The 17647-nt window shown below is 59.6% G+C and carries 17 protein-coding genes; 9 read left to right on the top strand and 8 right to left on the bottom strand.

Going from position 1 to position 17647, the window contains the following annotated elements:
- The first annotated feature begins 9 nt into the window (after positions 1–9).
- The 8 genes from WDZ78_RS03560 (at position 10) to WDZ78_RS03525 (ending at position 6860) form a co-directional block, all read left to right on the top strand.
- On the top strand, positions 10–945 hold the full coding sequence (locus tag WDZ78_RS03560; RefSeq protein WP_020009163.1) for a 2-hydroxyacid dehydrogenase: 936 nt from the start codon (positions 10–12) through the stop codon (positions 943–945).
- A 169-nt stretch (positions 946–1114) separates the two neighbouring features.
- The gene (locus WDZ78_RS03555) at positions 1115–1903 is read left to right on the top strand and encodes an SDR family oxidoreductase (protein WP_425672332.1); all 789 of its coding nucleotides are present in this window, start codon (positions 1115–1117) and stop codon (positions 1901–1903) included.
- Positions 1900–2607, top strand: coding sequence for an amino acid ABC transporter permease (locus tag WDZ78_RS03550; RefSeq protein ID WP_425672331.1), 708 nt, complete (start codon positions 1900–1902; stop codon positions 2605–2607). Before WDZ78_RS03555 ends, WDZ78_RS03550 begins: the two co-directional genes overlap by 4 nt.
- On the top strand, positions 2604–3365 hold the full coding sequence (locus tag WDZ78_RS03545) for an amino acid ABC transporter permease (RefSeq protein WP_111834231.1): 762 nt from the start codon (positions 2604–2606) through the stop codon (positions 3363–3365). Before WDZ78_RS03550 ends, WDZ78_RS03545 begins: the two co-directional genes overlap by 4 nt.
- On the top strand, positions 3362–4126 hold the full coding sequence (locus WDZ78_RS03540; protein WP_425672330.1) for an amino acid ABC transporter ATP-binding protein: 765 nt from the start codon (positions 3362–3364) through the stop codon (positions 4124–4126). The genes WDZ78_RS03545 and WDZ78_RS03540 overlap by 4 nt, the downstream gene beginning before the upstream one ends.
- Positions 4127–4159: 33 nt before the next feature.
- Entirely contained in the window at positions 4160–4996 is an 837-nt protein-coding gene (locus WDZ78_RS03535) for an ABC transporter substrate-binding protein (RefSeq protein WP_026363393.1), read from the top strand.
- A 94-nt stretch (positions 4997–5090) separates the two neighbouring features.
- Positions 5091–5765, top strand: a complete 675-nt coding sequence (locus tag WDZ78_RS03530) for a 4-carboxy-4-hydroxy-2-oxoadipate aldolase/oxaloacetate decarboxylase (protein WP_003505993.1) — start codon at positions 5091–5093, stop codon at positions 5763–5765.
- Positions 5766–5828: 63 nt separating this feature from the next.
- Positions 5829–6860 (top strand): L-idonate 5-dehydrogenase, encoded by a 1032-nt coding sequence (locus WDZ78_RS03525; RefSeq protein ID WP_003505995.1) that lies wholly within the window; start codon positions 5829–5831, stop codon positions 6858–6860.
- Between the two features lie 73 nt (positions 6861–6933).
- Here WDZ78_RS03525 and WDZ78_RS03520 read toward each other — a convergent pair whose 3' ends face one another.
- Entirely contained in the window at positions 6934–7872 is a 939-nt protein-coding gene (locus tag WDZ78_RS03520; RefSeq protein WP_425672329.1) for a GNAT family N-acetyltransferase, read from the bottom strand.
- Between the two features lie 234 nt (positions 7873–8106).
- Between WDZ78_RS03520 and WDZ78_RS03515 the strand changes: the two genes are divergently transcribed.
- Complete coding sequence (locus tag WDZ78_RS03515) at positions 8107–8451, top strand: hypothetical protein (protein WP_112357188.1); 345 nt, start codon at positions 8107–8109, stop codon at positions 8449–8451.
- A gap of 41 nt (positions 8452–8492) precedes the next feature.
- Here the strand turns inward: WDZ78_RS03515 and WDZ78_RS03510 are convergent, their stop codons facing one another.
- The 7 genes from WDZ78_RS03510 to WDZ78_RS03480 form a co-directional block, all read right to left on the bottom strand.
- Positions 8493–9638, bottom strand: coding sequence for an alpha-hydroxy acid oxidase (locus tag WDZ78_RS03510; protein WP_003519654.1), 1146 nt, complete (start codon positions 9636–9638; stop codon positions 8493–8495).
- A gap of 50 nt (positions 9639–9688) precedes the next feature.
- Complete coding sequence (locus WDZ78_RS03505) at positions 9689–11356, bottom strand: acyltransferase (RefSeq protein ID WP_425672328.1); 1668 nt, start codon at positions 11354–11356, stop codon at positions 9689–9691.
- A 5-nt stretch (positions 11357–11361) separates the two neighbouring features.
- Complete coding sequence (locus WDZ78_RS03500; RefSeq protein WP_425672327.1) at positions 11362–13227, bottom strand: DUF2264 domain-containing protein; 1866 nt, start codon at positions 13225–13227, stop codon at positions 11362–11364.
- A gap of 70 nt (positions 13228–13297) precedes the next feature.
- The gene (locus WDZ78_RS03495; RefSeq protein WP_425672326.1) at positions 13298–14578 is read right to left on the bottom strand and encodes an ABC transporter substrate-binding protein; all 1281 of its coding nucleotides are present in this window, start codon (positions 14576–14578) and stop codon (positions 13298–13300) included.
- A 48-nt stretch (positions 14579–14626) separates the two neighbouring features.
- Positions 14627–15331: a DUF624 domain-containing protein gene (locus WDZ78_RS03490; protein ID WP_020009150.1), complete on the bottom strand. Its 705-nt coding sequence runs from the start codon at positions 15329–15331 to the stop codon at positions 14627–14629.
- A 19-nt stretch (positions 15332–15350) separates the two neighbouring features.
- On the bottom strand, positions 15351–16460 hold the full coding sequence (locus WDZ78_RS03485) for an ABC transporter ATP-binding protein (RefSeq protein WP_425672325.1): 1110 nt from the start codon (positions 16458–16460) through the stop codon (positions 15351–15353).
- A gap of 13 nt (positions 16461–16473) precedes the next feature.
- Positions 16474–17646 carry a glycoside hydrolase family 88 protein gene (locus WDZ78_RS03480; protein ID WP_425672324.1) on the bottom strand — a complete coding sequence of 391 codons (1173 nt, stop codon included), beginning with the start codon at positions 17644–17646 and terminating at the stop codon, positions 16474–16476.
- Position 17647 lies beyond the last annotated feature (1 nt).

The following is a 17647-nucleotide window of genomic DNA, read 5'->3' as shown; positions in this document are numbered from 1 at the left end:
GGAGCGCGCATGAAGCCCGATCTTCTGCAAACCTATCCGCTTCAGCCGCAGATCGAAGCCGAACTGCAAAAGCGCTTCAGGGTCCATCGCTGGCACGAAATATCCGACAAGCAGGCGTTTCTCCAGGCGGAGGCAGCGTCGATAAAGGCTGTCGTCACCGGCGGCCATATCGGGGTTGCTCCTGAACTCGCTGCCGGTCTGCCCGCTCTCGAAATCGTCGCCATCAACGGCGTCGGCTTCGACAAGGTCGATCTCGATCAGGCCCGCGCGCGGGGTTTCAGGGTGACGAACACGCCTGACGTGCTGACTGAGGATGTGGCCGATCTTGCCGTCGGTCTCTCCGTCATGCTGCTGCGCCAGCTTGTGCGAGCGGATCATCATGTCCGCTCCGGGGAGTGGAAAAGAGGCGAAATGCCGCTGGGAAACAAGGCCTCGCGGCGGCGTTACGGCATTTACGGGCTTGGCCGCATAGGCCGCGCCATCGCGGTGCGGCTGGAAGCTTTCAATGCGGAGATTTCCTATTTCAGCCGGCAGAAACAGGACGTGGCCTATGAGTATCATTCGACGGCCATGTCGCTCGCGAGGGATTGCGACGTCTTGATTGTCGCGGCGGCGGCAACGCCGGAGACCAAACACGCGATCAACCGCGAGGTGCTGGAGGCGCTGGGACCGGACGGTGTTCTCGTCAACGTCGCCAGAGGGTCTCTGGTGGATGAAAAGGCGCTGGTTGATGTTCTTGTGGCAGGCGGGCTGAAGGGTGCAGCGCTCGATGTCTTCGAGAACGAACCGCATGTTCCCGAGGCGCTGATCGGCATGCGCAATGTCGTTCTCGCTCCGCATATCGGCGCTGCAACGCATGAGACGCGGCTTGAGATGGGCGCTCTGGTTCTCGCCAATCTGGATGCACATTTCGCGGGACGGGACCTGCCGACCGCAGTGGTCTAGAATGTGCTGGTGGCTGGCATCGGCAACGTACGCCCCATCGGCCGGGTTGCCGCATCGCCGAATGTGGCGCATTCGCCATCCATACAAGTTGCTTATTACTCCAAAAAAAATCGGTCTTAGGCAAGCGATGAAAGCTTCACTACTGTTTGCTCAACGATAGGGGACAAACATGCCATTCTCAGACTACAAGACCGCACTCGTAACCGGCGCATCTTCCGGAATTGGCGCCGCTGTCGTTGAGCGACTTTGCCGTGAAGGGCTGGAAGTGCATGCGGTTGCCAGAAGTGTGGACGCTCTCAACCAGCTGGCGAAGCGCACGGGCTGCTTCGCACATGCCATAGATGTGACAGACCGGGCGGCGCTCGCGAAGCTCACCAGTGAGGTGGCGTTCGATGTCCTCGTGAACAATGCCGGTGTCGACCGCCCGAAGAAATTTCTGGAAGCGGATGAGAGTGACATCGATCTCCTGATCGACGTCAACCTGCGCGCCGTGCTGCATCTCTGCCGCATGGTGGTGCCGGGCATGGTGGCGCGCGATCGCGGCCATGTCATCAACATCTCCTCGATTGCCGGCAATTATAATTTCGGTGGCAATTCCACCTATCACGCCAGCAAGGCAGGCGTGGCGATGCTGTCCAACCAGCTGCGCATCGATGCTTTCGGTAAACGCGTGCGGGTGACGGAAATCTGCCCTGGCCGCGTCGCAACCGACATCTTCAACCATGTTCATGGCGATGATCCGAGCATTCGCGAACGTTTCATCGATGGTTTCGAGCTGCCGCAGGCCTCCGATATCGCCGATGCGATCGCGTTTGCCATCGCTGCGCCCGTGGCCATGAATATTGGCCACATGGAAATTACCCCGACGCTTCAGGTCATGGGCGGGCTGCAGACGGCCAAACCCAAGATGGCTGAAAATAAGGCTGCGGCGGGCGGAGCCGGAGGAAAAGTCGCGTGAGCGGTTTTGACCTCTGGGCAATTCTGAACAATGCGGACTACGTCTCGATGCTTTTGCATGGCATCCAGATGACGTTCATCATCTATGCCGGCTCGTGGCTGCTCGCCATGTCGCTCGCCATCGTGCTGCTTGCCATCCGCCTCTCGCCTTTCCGTTTTGGTGATCCGCTCGTGGCGGCCTATGTGTCCTATCACCGCAACGTGCCGACGCTGGTGCAGCTGATGCTCTGGTATTTCGGCGTCTTCACGCTGCTGCCGAGCGGGCTGGCCAGCTGGCTTTCGAGCCATAATGCCGAAGCGATCTTCGCCATTATCGGTCTTGGCCTCTGTCAGGCGGCCTATTTCAGCGAGGATCTGCGCTCCGGTGTTCGTTCGATCAATCCCGGCCAGATGGAGGCTGCCCGTGCGCTCGGTCATAGCTATGTCTCGGCCATGCGTTTCGTCATCATGCCGCAGGGCGTTCGCAATGCGCTGCCGCCGCTGATCAATCACAGCACGTCCCTCTTCAAGAACAGCAGTCTCGGCGTTCTGATCGGCGCACCGGAACTGACCCATGCGGTCAAGGAAGTTGAGAATCTGAGTTTCCGGACGTTTGAGGTCTATCTGGTCGCCACCGTGCTTTATCTGTTCTTCTCGCTGCTGATCATGGGTCTTGGAGCCTATATCTCCATGCGTGCCGATCCTCTCCGGAGGGCACGGGCATGATCCACGACATGATCGCAATCATCCAGGATTACTGGCTGCTGCTCCTCATCGGCCAATATCCCAACGGGCCGCTCGGCGGGCTTGCCAACACGCTCATCCTGTCGGCGCTCAGCATCGCGCTCGCCTTTCCCGTCAGCATCCTGATGGCGCTGGCGCGGCTGTCGAAATGGCGGCTCCTGCGCTGGCCGGTCACCGCCTTGGTCTATTTCACCCGCGGCGTGCCCCTGTTGATGCTCATTCTCTGGAGCTATTTTCTCGTTCCGCTCTGGACCGGCGCCGACGTGCCCAGCTTCGTGACGATGTTGACCACGCTTGTCATCTATCAGGGCGCTTTCATGAGCGAAGTTGTCCGCGCCGGCATCGTATCGCTGGGTACGGGGCAGATGGATGCGGCACGGGCGCTCGGCCACGGTTATTTCAGCGCGATGCGTTACATCATCCTGCCGCAGGCGCTCTACAACATGATCCCGAGCCTGATCTCGACCTTCGTATCCACCATCAAGGATACGACCCTCGGCTACGTTATCAATGTGCCTGACCTGACCTTTGCAGCGAACCAGGTGAACAACCAGCTCCTGACCCAGCCCTTCCAGGTCTTCCTCATTCTGGCGCTGGTTTATTACATCATCTGCTGGTCGCTCACCCAAGTCGCCAATCTTCTCGAGCGCCGCATCGCCCGCCGGCGCGCCGGCCCGCGCGGCAAGCTTGCCGTTGACACGGCACCGGCCCCCGCCAATATCGTTACGGAGCAGCTATGACCGCGCCAGTTTCCGCCACTCAGGACTACACCATCACGCTTTCGCAGGTCTGCAAAAGCTATGGCGATTATCAGGTGCTCAAGGATGTCAACGAAAACGTCACCCGTGGCGAAGTCGTGGTCATCTGCGGGCCATCGGGTTCCGGCAAGTCCACCCTCATCCGCACGATCAACCGGCTGGAAGAGATCAGCAGTGGTTCGATCATGCTGGATGGCAAGAACATCCATGCCCAGATGCGCGCCAGGGAACTGAACGCGCTGCGCAGCCTGGTGGGTTTTGTCTTCCAGAGCTTCAACCTTTTCCCGCATCTTTCGGTGGTGGAGAATGTCTCCATGTCGCCGATCCGCGTGAAGGGTGTTTCCCCGGCGGTTGCGCATGACAAGGCGCTGAAACTTCTCGATCGCGTCGGCCTTGCCGACAAGGCCAATTCTTATCCGGCCCAGCTTTCCGGCGGCCAGCAGCAGCGCGTGGCGATTGCGCGAGCGCTTGCCATGGAGCCGCCCGTCATGCTGTTCGACGAGCCGACCTCCGCCCTTGACCCCGAAATGGTCGGTGAGGTGCTCGCCGTCATGAAAAGCCTCGCCGCTGAAGGCATGACCATGCTCTGCGTCACCCATGAAATGGGTTTTGCCCGCGAAGTGGCCGACCGCATCTGGTTCATCGATGCCGGGCGCATTCTCGAAACGGCAAAACCGGACGAGTTTTTCAAAAATCCGCAACATCCGCGTGCCCAGCGGTTTCTTGCCGATCTGAGACACTAGGACCCAACCTCTATAATAACAGGGAGAACTGAAATGAACTGGAAGTGCATTACTCTTACCGCCATATTGGCGACCTCGGCTGCGGTCATTCCGGCCAAGGCGGACCAACTCGATACGATCATTGCGAACAAGACGCTGCGTTGCGCGACATTCGCCGATGTGCCGCCTTTCGCCTCGCCGGACCCGAAGACGCGTGAAATGGCAGGCTTTGACGTCGATCTGTGCGGCGCCATCGCCAAGGAACTGGGCGTCAAGGCCGAGATCAAGCCGGTGTCGGTCGAAGCGCGCGTTCCCGAAGTCAAGCTCGGCCGCGTCGATCTCTCAGTTGCCAACCTCGCTTACACCCAGAGCCGCGCCGAACAGATCCAGTTCAGCGATCCATATTATCTGGCTAAGGAAATGCTGATCGTTCCGGTCGACGACCCCGGCACCAAAAAGTCCGATTTCGTCGGCCAGCGCATCGCTTCCAGCAAGGGCTCGACGTCGGAACTCTCCGTCAAGCTCAACAAGTCCGAGCCGCTGACGTTCCAGGATACGGCGTCCGCCTATCTCGCCGTGCAGCAGGGCAAGGCGCGCGGCATCGTTGGCAACACTATGACGATGACCAAGTTTGTCAACGAATCCAAGACCAAGGGCAAGCAGATGCGCATGATCGAAGAGCCGATGCTCTTCCAGCCGATCGGCATTGGCATGGCCAAGGACAATCCGGCGCTGACGGCCAAGATCAACGAGATTCTCCGCAAGCTCGATGCGGATGGCGAGATCAACCGCATCTGGGACAAGTGGCTCGGCCCGAACACCGAATACAAGATGACGCGCACCGACAAGGTCGTGCCTCTGTCCGAACTGAAGTTCGATCCGATCCCCTGAGCCTCGGCTCAGCCTCGGCCATCATTCCATCCATTCAACACCATCATCGGTCGGCGAGACGTTCTCGCCGACGGTTTCAACGTGGGAGGTTTTCATGATCCACATTAAAGATATCGCGCAGCGTCCGGCCAAGGCGGATGTCGAAGCCCTAGCCAAATTCTCTCCCGCCACGATTCATGAGGCGCAGGGACGTCGCGGCGCATTGTCATCCCGGCTGAAGCCGGTCGATTATCGCATGAAGCTCTGCGGTCCGGCCTTCACGGTTAAATGTGCGCCGCGCGACAACATCATGCTGCAGCTTGCCATCAACTATGCCAAGCCGGGCGACATCATCGTCGTTTCCGCCGGCGAATATGAAGAAGCCGGTTCGTTCGGCGACGTCCTCGCCAATGCCTGCCTCGCAAAGGGTATTGGCGGCCTGGTGACCGATACCGGCGTGCGCGACACGCTGCAGCTACGAGACCTCGGTTTCCCGGTCTTCTCGCTCAGCGTCTGCATCAAGGGCACGGTCAAGGAGACCATTGCCGCGGTCAATGATCAGGTGATCGTTGGTGGCGAGATCATCAATCCGGGCGATATTATCGTCGGTGATGCCGACGGGCTGGTGGTCGTCAGACGCGATGAAGCGCAGGAAGCGGCCAAGCTTTCTCAGGCCCGCGAAGATGCCGAGGCGGGCTACATCGAAGCCTACAAGCAGGGCAAGTCAGTGATCGAGGTCAGCAAGCTCGAGGCCGTGCTGAAAGCCAAGGGCCTCGTGGTCGATATCTGAGAAATCCGGGGAATGGCCTGGCCGCATTAGCCGCCATGCCGAACCCTCATGGGAGGAGAGACTATGAAAGCGGTTGTCATCCACGCGGCGAAGGATCTGCGGATCGAGGAACGGCCGGACGAACAGCCCGGCCCGGGACAGGTCGAGGTCGCCATCGAGGCGGGCGGCATCTGCGGCTCCGACCTGCATTATTACAATCACGGCGGTTTCGGCACCGTGCGCGTGCGTGAGCCGATGATCCTTGGCCATGAGGTGGCCGGTACCATCAAGGCTTTGGGAGAGGGGGTTTCCGGTCTGGCTGTTGGCGACCGTGTTGCCGTATCGCCGAGCCGGCCCTGCAACCATTGCGAATTCTGCCTGAAGGGTCAGCAGAACCAGTGCCTGAACATGCGCTTTTATGGCTCCGCCATGCCCATGCCGCATATTCAGGGTGCATTCCGCCAGCGCCTCGTCGCCGAAGCATACCAGTGCCACAAGGTGCGGGATGGCATCTCCATCCATGAAGCGGCCATGGCCGAACCCTTCGCGGTAACGCTGCATGGTGTCAACCGCGCTGGCGCATTGACCGACAAACGTGTTCTGGTCACCGGCTGTGGGCCGATCGGTGCGTTGGCGATCATTGCCGCCCGTGCTCATGGGGCTCGGGAAATCGTCGCGACCGACATCATGGATGCGGTTCTGCAAAAGGCGCTCGCCATCGGCGCCGACCGCGTCATCAATGTGGCGAGCGACCCGGATGCGCTCTCCGCCTATTCGGCAAACAAGGGTTATTTCGACGTTCAGTTCGAGGCGTCCGGAAATGAAAGAGCCGTCCGTTCGGGTCTCGAAGCGCTGAAACCCCGCTCTACCGTGGTTCAGCTTGGCCTTGGCGGCGATGTGTCCATTCCGCAGAATATGGTGGTTGCCAAGGAAATCGAGATGAAGGGCACGTTCCGGTTCCATGAGGAATTCGGACTTGCCGTCGATTTCATCAACCAGCGCCGCGTCGACCTGAAGCCCCTGCTGACTGGAACCTTTCCATTGGAAGAAGCGGTTGCCGCATTTGAAGCCGCCGGTGACAGAAGCAGGTCGATGAAGGTTCAACTCGCCTTTTAACGGGCGCCGTTCCCCGCTGTCGAAACGGCCGCAGGAAGATTTCGATTGCGGCCGTTTACGCGCGGTTTAACGATCATTCGAGCCTTGACCGGACAAAGCGCTGTTCCAGCACCTCGCTTCCCCATTGGCTGCCCGGATGTTCCTCGACGCATGCGAAACCATGGGCTTCGTAAAGGTGCCGCGCGGCCAAAAGGCCGTTGAATGTCCAGAGGTGGGTCTCGGCAAACCTTTTTTCATCGACGAAGGCCAGCGCTGTCGCCAGCAGCCTGCGTCCGACACCGCCACCACGCACGCCGTCATCAACGATGAACCAGCGCAGATGCGCAATATCCGCTCCGAGATCTTCACCATCGATCGCGACTGAGCCGATGATCTCCTGTCCGCGCATAGCGACCCAGATCGCATTTTTTGGGCTTTCGAGTCGGTTGCAGAAGGCTGCGAGGCCTTCGGCCACGACGGATTCGAAACGCTGGCCGAAACCGGATGTCCGGGCGTAATAAAGCGCATGCATCTGCGTGATACGGGCAATGATGCCAGGCCTGTATCCCTCCAGAATCTCTATGGAGGGAACGGTATCGTCCCCGTTTCCCAGCGCATCGGCGTAAAGACGAAGCCCCTCGAGGATCGTGTGGGCATCCGTCGAGGTAAGTTGCTTAAGGGCGCCGGAGACCTGCCGGTTCGCAAAGCCATGAATGGCGCCCACCTTTTCCTGCCCTTCACCCGTCAGACGCAGCCGCTTGACACGACTGTCCTCCTCATCCGTTTCTTCGTGAACATCGCCGGAAAGTACGAGCTTACGCAACATGCGGCTGACACTCGATTTTTCAAGCCGCAGAAGCTTTCCCAGATCCCTCGCCGTGATGTTTGGGCATGCCTCGATCTCTATCAAGGCATGCACGGCGGAGGGCGGCAAATCCGTGCCGGCAAAATCTCCGCCCATAAAGCCGAGTTCGCGGACGAGCCGGCGTGAGGTGGAGCGGATGTCGCTTACGGGGAAAGGTTGCTGGGGCACGTTCAATCCATTATAGTTGCATCATGCAACCATAATCACACTCTGCTTCGCTTGCCAAGATTGCCGCCAAGGTAAAAGGCTGGCTTTCTCAACAAAAGCGGGCAATCTGCTTTCCCGGCCGCCGACAATGGTGGCTAAACCGATATCATCGGCAACATGGACAGTCACCGAGACCGCACGATCGGACTTGTCAGCGGCGTTCTCGGTAGTTGATTATCCGGCTAAGGAGCAGGCATGCCCGATACGCCCCGATTTTTCCGCTATGCGGTTTTAGCAGCCATGTTTCCCGTGGCCGTCCTCGGCCTGGTGGCGACCCCGAACGAATATCGCGCCATCGGCATGGAGGCTGTCGATTGCGATGGGCCCATATCCGTCCTGATTGCCGCCGTGCCGGCATTTGCGGTCTATGCAATTATCGGCTGGATGTTTCTCTCAGGAGCCAAACGCCATCGGTCGCTGATTTCAGCCTGTCTTTGTGGACTTGTTTGCCTGGCGCTTGTCTGGAATATCGGCATGGCGCTTCAGGAGCAGCGACGAAACGCGGCTGAAATGGCATGCGGTTTCAGTAGCCGATTGTGACTGCGCTCTCCTTCGAGTCCTTCCGTAACCGTCCTGCCTGGTCAACGGAACCGAAGGTTTCGGCGTGTGAGCTGATCGACTGAGGTGCAGCCCATCAGCTTCATGCCGCGCTCGATTTCGATACGCATCAACTCAAGCGCCCGCTCCACGCCCGGCTGCCCGGCGGCGGCAAGGGGGAAAAGGTAATAGCGGCCGAGCCCCACGGCTTTTGCGCCGAGAGACAGTGCTTTCAGAACATGGGTGCCGCGCTGCACGCCGCCATCCATCATCACGTCAATCCGGTCGCCGACCGCATCGACGATTTCGGCAAGTTGATCGAAGGCGCTGCGGGAGCCGTCGAGCTGGCGTCCGCCGTGATTGGAAAGCACGATGCCGCTGCAGCCGATTTCCACGGCGCGTCTGGCGTCATCCACCGACATGATGCCTTTAAGGCAGAAAGGCCCGCCCCATTCGCGCACCATCTGCGCCACATCGTCCCAGTTCATCGAAGGGTCGAGCATGTCGGTGAAGTAGCGGCTGATGGAAAGAGCGCCGCCGTCCATTTTAATGTGGTCGTCGAGCTGCGGCAGGCTGAAGCGCTCATGCGTCAGGTAATTGATGCCCCAGGCCGGTTTGATGGCGAATTGCGCGATGCCGGAAAGATTGAGCTTGAATGGAATGGCAAAGCCGGTGCGTTTGTCGCGCTCGCGGTTGCCGCCGGTGATGCTGTCCACCGTCAGCATCATCGTCTCGACACCGGCGCTCTTGGCGCGCGCCATCATATCGCGATTGAGGCCGCGGTCCTTGTGGAAATAGAACTGATAGACCTGCGGGCCGCCGCTGATACGGCGCGCTTCTTCCAGGCTCGTGGTGCCGAGCGAAGAAACGCCGAACATCGTGCCGTATTTCCCCGCCGCGGCCGCAACAGCCCGTTCCCCTTGATGATGGAAGAGGCGTTGCAGCGCCGTCGGGGAACAATAGACCGGCATGGACAGCTTCTGCCCCATGACGGTGACCGACATATCCACATCGGCCACACCCCGCAGCACATCGGGAACGAGATCGCATTTCTCGAAGGCGGCCGTGTTTCGCCGATACGTCACTTCGTCATCGGCAGCACCGTCTATGTAATTGAAGATCGGTCCGGGAAGACGCTGTTTGGCCATGCGGCGAAAATCGTGGAAATTATAGCAGTCTTTGAGTTGCATCTGTTACCCGACCGGTCCGGTTTGAAGGCTTTCAAAAGAGTGTCGGAAACCTATACCGGAGATTTGGGGCGGGCAATCATGCTGTGGACGATTTCCGCAGGCTCAAAGCGATGGATGCCTCGAGGTCGAAACGGCAGGAGCTGTTCCGCATTAAGAAGCCTCGCGGAAAGCCAGAGGACCGACATCCACATTTCCGTGCCCTGCAGCCCGGCCGGGTGCCCCTCTGCGAAGGCAAAGCCCTTGGTTCTTTGCCAGCGCCTCTCATTTCGGCTCAGAATTTCGCGGGCGATCTCCTTTGCTTCGTTCTGCCGGTGATCCGTCTGTTGCAGGCACAGAAGAAGTGGATGGATCGTATCGAGCAGGTTGCAGGCATTAAAATTCTCGCCGTGAAAACCGCCATAGGCCTGATAGTTGGCGATGACGGAGTCTATTGCTGCTTCCGGATAAGGAACGGGCAGGCCGAACTGGGCATGGGAGCCGCGGGTAAGCCTGTAAAAGCCGTTGACCGGTTGCAGTAAGCCCTGCGTGGACGTCGGCTCCCCCCAAAGGCCGGTGGTTTTATCGGCGTTCATCGCCAGCCAGCCAAAGAGAACGGTGAGATTGTCGCCGGATGTGAAATAGCGCCTGTTGAAATAAAGCGCGGTGGCGATGGCGTCTATCGTGGCGCCGCAATGCCATGCCCGGCTTTGCCACGGCAATTCTTCGAGCAGCAGGATGAGTTCGTCGGCGCGAAGATGCTCCACGAAAGCGACCGGCTGTTTCGGCGCGGCGCCGAAACATTCAAGCGCATATCCGACCGCCAGAATATTGTAGAGGACGGCAGGGTCCTTCTCGGGCGGCGTTAAGGGGCGGCGGTCACGGGCGAAAAACAGTCCGGTTTCCGGATCCTGCAGGGCCTGAAGGCTGGCCACGGTTTTTCCGGCATCGAAAGCGATGCCTTCCTGTCCGAAGGCCGCCGCGATCTCTATGGCATCGCACAGATGCCTGACGCTTTCGACCTCATGTCCGGATGCATCGGCGGAACGATAGATGCCATCCGCGCCATAGGAGCGGATGGCGGCAAGCCAGTCGCCGGCAATCTCTTGGCCGAGTTTTTGCAGCAGGTGATCGGGTTCCGTCAGCTTCGGTGCGGCCGCTTTTCCTCCGCGGTATCGCAGAGCCCGGGCGGGAACGCCGCCTGCAATGGCCATGGCGGGAATGTCTTTCGCCACCACCGCGCCTGCGGCGATAACAGCGCCGCGTCCTATCTTCACGCCATCAAGCACAACCGCATTGGCGCCGATCCAGACGTCGTCACCGATCTCTATTCCGAGCGAGGTCAGCGGTTGGCGATAGATCGGAGTTTCAATGTCGTCGAAACCATGGTTGAAACCGATGATGCTGACATGTGAGGCGATGCGCACGCCGTTGCCGATCGTCACCTTGCCGGAAAGACAGGCATAGGGATTGATCGAGACATTTTCACCCAGTTCGATATTGCCGCGCACGATCGCATAACCTGCGACCCACGACTGCGCACCCATCAATAGCCTGTCCGTATGCACTCCGGCCTTGTCGGCAATGTAAACGCCCTGCCCGAAAACGGCGTTGGCAGAGCGCTCAAGGCCGCGCAGCCGTGCCTGATGGTCGGGGCTATCGATATCCTCCTGTCTCCGCTCCCAGGTCAGGATATTCAGCCGATCCGACCTTTGGAAAACACCCGGTGAGTCGTCGGTCATCGCCATCAGCCTGCGCGGTTTTCATCGAGAGCATGGGCGGGAACACGCCGTCCCTCCCGCTTGAACATCTTTTCCAGCCCGGCGAGATCAGGAATAACGGGAAGGGTAGCCAATGCGGCCTCTGCCTCTTTACCGACCGGCAGTGCCATGGCCGCCGTCACCAGCAGCGTTTCGCCGGAGGCGACGGTGGCGCGCAATTGCGGAACAAGGGTTCTGGCGTGGATAAGGTTGGTATTGGCGATTGCCTGATGGCATAGGCCTTCGCGCCGAATGCCAGCCGAAAGATCTGCGATGAGGCTGGTGTCAGTCTGTCCGTAACAGACAGCGCGACCTTCACCCGCCTCCGTGCGGTCGCGATTGAAATCGGCCCGCTCTATGGCAAATCCGCCTTCCGATGTTTGCAAGGGACGCGGGGTGCGGATGCGGTGCAGCCTTATGTGCCAGGGGTTTTGTGGCACGAGCCAGGTCTCGATCTCGACATCCGCCCATGGCCGCCAGCGGGAATAGAGGCAGTCTTTGGCAATCAACGCCTCTTCCATCGTCTCGCGGGTACGGAAGTGCACGCCGTCGTCGGAAAGGCCGAGCATGCCGTCGAAACTCGCGGCGGCAAAATGCCGGTCATCCGCTTCGATATTGAAGGCATAACGGGTGGAATAGACGAATTTCGAGTATTTTTCCTGCGCGCCGCGCATCCTGTCGTGCTGTTGCCCGGAGGACAGGACCACGATATTGCCCGGCGTATGAAAGGCCACCATGCCGGGCTCCGCTAGGGGAACCGGTTCGGCAAACTCCTGCGGTTCGGCCTCTTCCGCAGCCCAGAAGGGGTGATCGGCGGGCAGCGCCAGCGGCAGGAAAAATTTGAGCGCCCAATAGGGCGAACAGGGAGAATTATAGCTCTCGCTCATCAGAAGGTTCGGATAGGCGTATCCAACTGACAGGACGCCATCGCGATCGGCGATAGGCCGCTTCGACCACCAGCGGATATGGCGCATGTAATAACCCTTGATTTCCGGCCACGGCAGGGCCTTGAGACCGGAAAAGGCAAGAGCGCCCCAGAAGCCGCCCGCCGCAAACCGGTAGGTCTGGCTGCGCCCGAAGGCGAGCGAGGCTCCGTCCGGCCCGAACCAGTGGCGCATGTCGTGAGCGAAAATGCGCGAGCGTTCGAGGAACCGCGCTTTTCGTGCCCCGTCCCCTTTCGCCAGCGCCGTATAGATCAGACCGTAAAAATGCATGGCGAAGGGAATATAATGATCGACCCGGCGCACCGGCCCGTCTCGATACCAGCCATTGCCGATATCGAAAGCCTCGAGCTCATCGAGATAGGCCTGGGTTTTGGTCTGGTCGAATTCCACACCCACCCGCTCCAGCCCGAGGTCGATCAGGACGCGGAAGAATTTCCAGTTATTGTCGACGAATTCCCGCTCGCGGGCGGCCAGAAGATAGGCGGCGACAGTCTGTTTGTCCGTTTCGGCGAGTGGCTCCCAGATATGCTCGGGAACCATGGCGAGCGCAAATCCTATGGCCGCCAGTTCGACCAGCCGCTGATGACGGTCGGCGGTGTCGCCCCAATATTCCGGGTGAGCTGGGTTGGCGCCATTGGCCAGTCCATGCCTGTAGAGATCCCAATGGGGAAAGTCATAACCGCCGGCGGCAAGTGGGACGATGCCCCACAATGGCCGGGCGAAACCCTCCAGTTCGGCGGCTGGATAGTCGAAAATCGCCCCCGTTGCACCGAGCCGGACACGTGCGCCGCCGGGTGAAAAACAGCCAAGCAGCGGATTGAAGAGATCGATCACCGCCTTTGCGAGATCGTCCCTGCTGAGCAGCGGATTGTGAAAGAGCGGATTGGCTTTGGCGGTCTCGTGAGGCACGGTTACGAATGTCCGGAATTCATGATCAAGGGAAAGGGCCGCAGGCCAATCGCCCGCGGCCCCGCGATAATTATTTGATGGCTTTGACACCGTCATTCATGTCCTTGATGCCGTCATCGATGGAGATATTGTCGGTCATCAGCGCGTCGTGCACGCGGTTCAGAACGACCTCGATCTTGGCCGCATTCGGGTTGACCGCCATTTCCAGATAGGCCTTGCCCGCCTGCAGCGCGTCCTTGCTGTTCTGATCCTGCGGGAAGCCCGGCAGCGCCGCGATTTTCTCAGCCACATCATCGGTTCTGAGCGCGGGGAAGGTGCCGGTAGAGGCGATGATCGCCGCACCCTCAGGCCCGGTGACGAACTGAATAAAATCCAGCGCCGCTTCCTTGTGGCCGGAATTGGTATTCACCGACAGTCCGGCGATCTGTGCAGCCGTTGCGCCTGCCGCCACGCCATCCGGGTGGGGGAATTTCACGATGCCCCAGTTGGCGCTTTTCGATTCGCCGGATTTTACCTTGGCGATCTGGGTTCCGACGAACCATGTGCCCATGGGCAACATCCCGATCGTTCCGTTGAAGAACAGGGCGGAATAGTGGGTGTTGGATGTTTTCAGCGAGGCATAGGACGGTATCGCGCCGCTCTTCTGCAGGGCAAGCGCCCGCTCATACCAGGGTTTCAGGAATTCATAATTGCCGTCCACCAGCGTGTGCTTGCCATCCTGAATGCCGGGCAGTTGCACCGTCGAACGCCAGGTATGCAGCAGCGCGCCATAGGTGCGGTTGGCGCCCATGCCGCCCTTCAGCTTGCCGGCGATTTCATCGAATTGCGCCCAGCTCATGTCATTGGTGGGGTAAGGCACGCCCGCCTTGTCGAAAATATCCTTGTTGTAATAGACCACCCAGAAATCCGAGCGGAATGGCAAAGCATAAATCTTGCCGTCGATGGTCAGTTCCTCGATCAGGCCGCCATAGGGGGCCGTCTCGATCTTCTGGTCCTCGATGAAGCCGCTGAGATCGGTGATGTTGCCGGCGCGCACCAGATTGGCGTATCCGGGCACATCCTTGATGGTGACGACGTCGATATCCTTGGAGCCGCCGGTCAGCTGCGTGGATATCATCTGCGTATAGTCCTGCGAGCCGAGGTCCACCACCTCGAACGTCACATTCGGATGCTTCTGCTTGTAGGCCTCCATCAATGGCTTGAAATAAGCGCCCTTGTCCAGATCCCACAACGCCCATTTAAGCGTGACGGGTGCATCACCCGCAGCAAGCGCGGTTCCTCCCATGCTGATCGCAATGCCGAGACCGGCGGTTGCGAGAGCGAATGCACGTCTGGTTGTCTTAAACTCCATAGCCCGTTTCTCCTTCCCTGACTGATGTCGTTTTGATTCTGGTCTGCCTTAAGCGCCGCTCCCCGCCGGTTCGGGCATCCGCACGCGCGTTTTCGCGGCGGCGTTTCTCGCCGCGAAACACAGGGCGAACATGCCGAGCGAAAAATTGATGGTGGCCGGCATGAACACCGACACCGGATAAAAGAGGATATGCGCTATCCAGAGCGCTGCGACGAAGCCGAGCGCCGCAAGCATCGGCAATGGCCTGGTAAGCGCCAGAAACGCCGCCTGCCGCAGGGTTTCCGAAAGCGGCAGGTCCCGCTTGGCCAGAACAACGCTGGCATAGGCGCTGAGGAGGATGAGGAATAGCGTTACCGCAAGGCTGATCGCAAAAGGCAGGCTGTAAGCGAGCTGAAGCCGCGCGGCCCCGGCATAGCTGACAGTCGCATAAGTACCGGCGCTCACCAGCAATGCGCTCAAGACAACAAGCGCGGTGCCGCGCAGGGCGAATTTTGGCAGGGCTTCGAGAAAGTCGCGCAGCAGATAGGTATTTTTGTCGTCCGCAAAGGAAACACAGATGCGGGCCATGGCGAACATCGCCGCCGGCATCGTCACCACCGGCAGACTGGCGATGAGGAACAGGAGATTGAGCTTCACCATCTCCCACCATTCGCGTTTGAGGATATCCAGGAAGAGCGCAAGGCCGGTCAGCGGCGGGGCGTTCTTGTCGATCCCGGCTCCTTCCTTCGTCCATAACCCTTCCAGCCATTGCATCGCGTTTCTCCCGGCCGCGTCAGTAAAGGATCGATCGTTCGGTCACAGGATCGAAAAGCTGCGCATTCGTCAGATCGGCCACCAGTTCGACGGGATCACCGATCTTGGCCCTGAAACGCGGCGAGACGCGCGCAACGAGGTTTCTGCCGCCGGAGACGAGGTTGAGATGCACTTCCGATCCCATTGGCTCCGCCAGTTCCACGGCGGCCGCGAAGGGAGAAACATTGCCGGCATCGATATCCGCGGGGGCGAATTCGTGGAAATTCTCCGGTCGGATGCCGAGAATGATGTCCTTTCCCTCGTAAGGTCGCAGACGTCCGGTGTCGATATCGGCTGGCAGCGGCAGGGGAGTGCCGTCGAACAGGGCGGTGAAACGGTCGCCGTCACGGCGCAGCGTCACGGGAAGCATGTTCATCTGCGGCGCGCCGATGAAACCCGCGACGAACATGTTGATCGGCCGGTCGTAGAGGTTTTGCGGCGTATCCACCTGCTGGATATGGCCGTCCTTCATCACCACGATGCGATCCGCCATGGTCATGGCTTCTACCTGATCATGGGTCACGTAAATGAAGGTGGCGTCGAGCCGCTTGTGCAGCTTGGAAATTTCCGACCGCATGGTGCCGCGCAGCTTGGCGTCCAGATTGGAAAGCGGCTCATCGAGCAGGAAGACTTCCGGATTGCGCACCATGGCGCGGCCGAGTGCAACACGCTGTCGCTGGCCGCCGGACAGCGCCTTCGGCTTGCGGTTCAGCAGATGGGTGATGTCGAGAATTTTCGCGGCTTCCTGTACCTTGGTGTTGATGAGGTCGCGCGGGGCCTTTCTGAGTTCCAGACCGAAGGCCATGTTCTTGTAGACGGTCATATGCGGATAAAGCGCATAATTCTGGAACACCATGGCGATGTCGCGGTCCTTGGAGGGCACGTCATTCATCACGTCTTCGCCGATGCGTAATTCGCCACCGGAGATTTCCTCCAGCCCGGCAATCATCCTGAGCGTCGTGGATTTGCCGCATCCGGAAGGGCCGACCAGAATGATGAATTCCTTGTCGGCAATATCCAGATCGATATCGTGAACGACCTTGAGCGCACCAAAGGTCTTGTTGAGTTTTTTCAGTGAAATGCTTGCCATCTGTTCCTCGCGCTCACCAATAGGAAGACCAGTTGCGCGAAAGCCGGATCAGCGCTTCCAGATAATAATAATCGCCCCAGGAGACGCACTCATCGACGCCTTCGCCCCGGCAGGTATTATGGGGCGTCTTCTTGGAATAGGTGCCGTGCAGAAGCTGCCCGTTGGAGATCGCGGGATCGCGAACTGAATAGATATCGGCCAGGCTTTTCACCATGCGCCTCGCCAGATCGCGATATTCCTCCGCCTTTTCCGGCGTTTCCAGTTCCGCCATCTCCAACAGGCCGCAGGCGACAATAGCCGCTGCCGAACTGTCGCGCGGTTCGCCATCGCCATCGGCAAAGACCAGGTCCCAATAGGGCACGAGATCGTCGGGCAGGCGTTTGAGATAGAAGCCTAGAAGCCGCTCGAAAGTGTCACGATAGGCAGGCAGCCGCTCATAGCGATAGGAGATGGCCATGCCGGCTATGCCCCAGGCCTGTCCACGGGCCCAGTAGCTCTCATCGCTGTAACCCTGCTTGGTCACACCGCGCACCGGCGCGCCGGTCTCCGGGTCCATGTAAAATGTATGATAAGTGGAATCGTCAGGCCGGACGGAATGGGCAAGTGTGGTGCGGGCATGGGCGAGTGCGACGGTGCGGTAATCTTCCCGGCCCGTTTCGCGGCTTGCCCAATAAAGCAGCGGCAGGTTCAAAAGGCAGTCGATGATATAGCGATATTCATTGGGGTTGTCCCTGCGGCCCCAGGCCTGGATGAACTGCCCGACCGGCTGGAACCGCTCCATCAGCTGGTCTGCCGCCATCAGCGCCGCGCGCCTTCCATCCTCGTCTCCCACCAGTTTCCATGCGGCGATGCAGGAGGGCGAATAGAGAAAACCCATATCGTGATGGTCGGTCTCGATGCGGTTTTCGATACGGTGCAGGAAGCTCTGCACCTGTATTTGCGCCGCATGCTGAAAGGTCCTGTCGCCGGTATGTTCGAAGGCGAGCCATATCTGGCCGGGCCAGAAACCGGCGGTCCACTGGTCGTTCGCCACTGCGGGGTAAAAATTCTTCACGCTCGAATGGTTCTGCGCGGTATAGGTGAACTCAGGCAGATTGCGCCTGACCTGCGCGACGGCGGCCGTCAGCGCTGCGTCGATTTCCGCTGCGGTAATCGGGGTTGGAAGGGACGTGGTCAAATCGAGCATG

Origin of the sequence: Agrobacterium sp. M50-1 (assembly GCF_049843495.1) — a bacterium.
Lineage (GTDB): Bacteria > Pseudomonadota > Alphaproteobacteria > Rhizobiales > Rhizobiaceae > Agrobacterium > Agrobacterium radiobacter.
The sequence above is the reverse complement of the archived record's forward strand: the minus strand, read 5'-3'. Positions and strand labels throughout refer to the sequence as shown.

Bases quoted from the DNA above. Each gene is read 5' to 3' on its own strand.
- WDZ78_RS03505 (WP_425672328.1), bottom strand. From the start codon at position 11,356: ATGACCGACGACTCACCGGGTGTTTTCCAAAGGTCGGATCGGCTGAAT.
- WDZ78_RS03530 (WP_003505993.1), top strand. From the start codon at position 5,091: ATGATCCACATTAAAGATATCGCGCAGCGTCCGGCCAAGGCGGATGTC.
- WDZ78_RS03515 (WP_112357188.1), top strand. From the start codon at position 8,107: ATGCCCGATACGCCCCGATTTTTCCGCTATGCGGTTTTAGCAGCCATG.
- WDZ78_RS03535 (WP_026363393.1), top strand. From the start codon at position 4,160: ATGAACTGGAAGTGCATTACTCTTACCGCCATATTGGCGACCTCGGCT.
- WDZ78_RS03545 (WP_111834231.1), top strand. From the start codon at position 2,604: ATGATCCACGACATGATCGCAATCATCCAGGATTACTGGCTGCTGCTC.
- WDZ78_RS03485 (WP_425672325.1), bottom strand. From the start codon at position 16,460: ATGGCAAGCATTTCACTGAAAAAACTCAACAAGACCTTTGGTGCGCTC.
- WDZ78_RS03510 (WP_003519654.1), bottom strand. From the start codon at position 9,638: ATGCAACTCAAAGACTGCTATAATTTCCACGATTTTCGCCGCATGGCC.
- WDZ78_RS03540 (WP_425672330.1), top strand. From the start codon at position 3,362: ATGACCGCGCCAGTTTCCGCCACTCAGGACTACACCATCACGCTTTCG.
- WDZ78_RS03555 (WP_425672332.1), top strand. From the start codon at position 1,115: ATGCCATTCTCAGACTACAAGACCGCACTCGTAACCGGCGCATCTTCC.
- WDZ78_RS03525 (WP_003505995.1), top strand. From the start codon at position 5,829: ATGAAAGCGGTTGTCATCCACGCGGCGAAGGATCTGCGGATCGAGGAA.
- WDZ78_RS03480 (WP_425672324.1), bottom strand. From the start codon at position 17,646: ATGCTCGATTTGACCACGTCCCTTCCAACCCCGATTACCGCAGCGGAA.
- WDZ78_RS03560 (WP_020009163.1), top strand. From the start codon at position 10: ATGAAGCCCGATCTTCTGCAAACCTATCCGCTTCAGCCGCAGATCGAA.
- WDZ78_RS03495 (WP_425672326.1), bottom strand. From the start codon at position 14,578: ATGGAGTTTAAGACAACCAGACGTGCATTCGCTCTCGCAACCGCCGGT.
- WDZ78_RS03490 (WP_020009150.1), bottom strand. From the start codon at position 15,331: ATGCAATGGCTGGAAGGGTTATGGACGAAGGAAGGAGCCGGGATCGAC.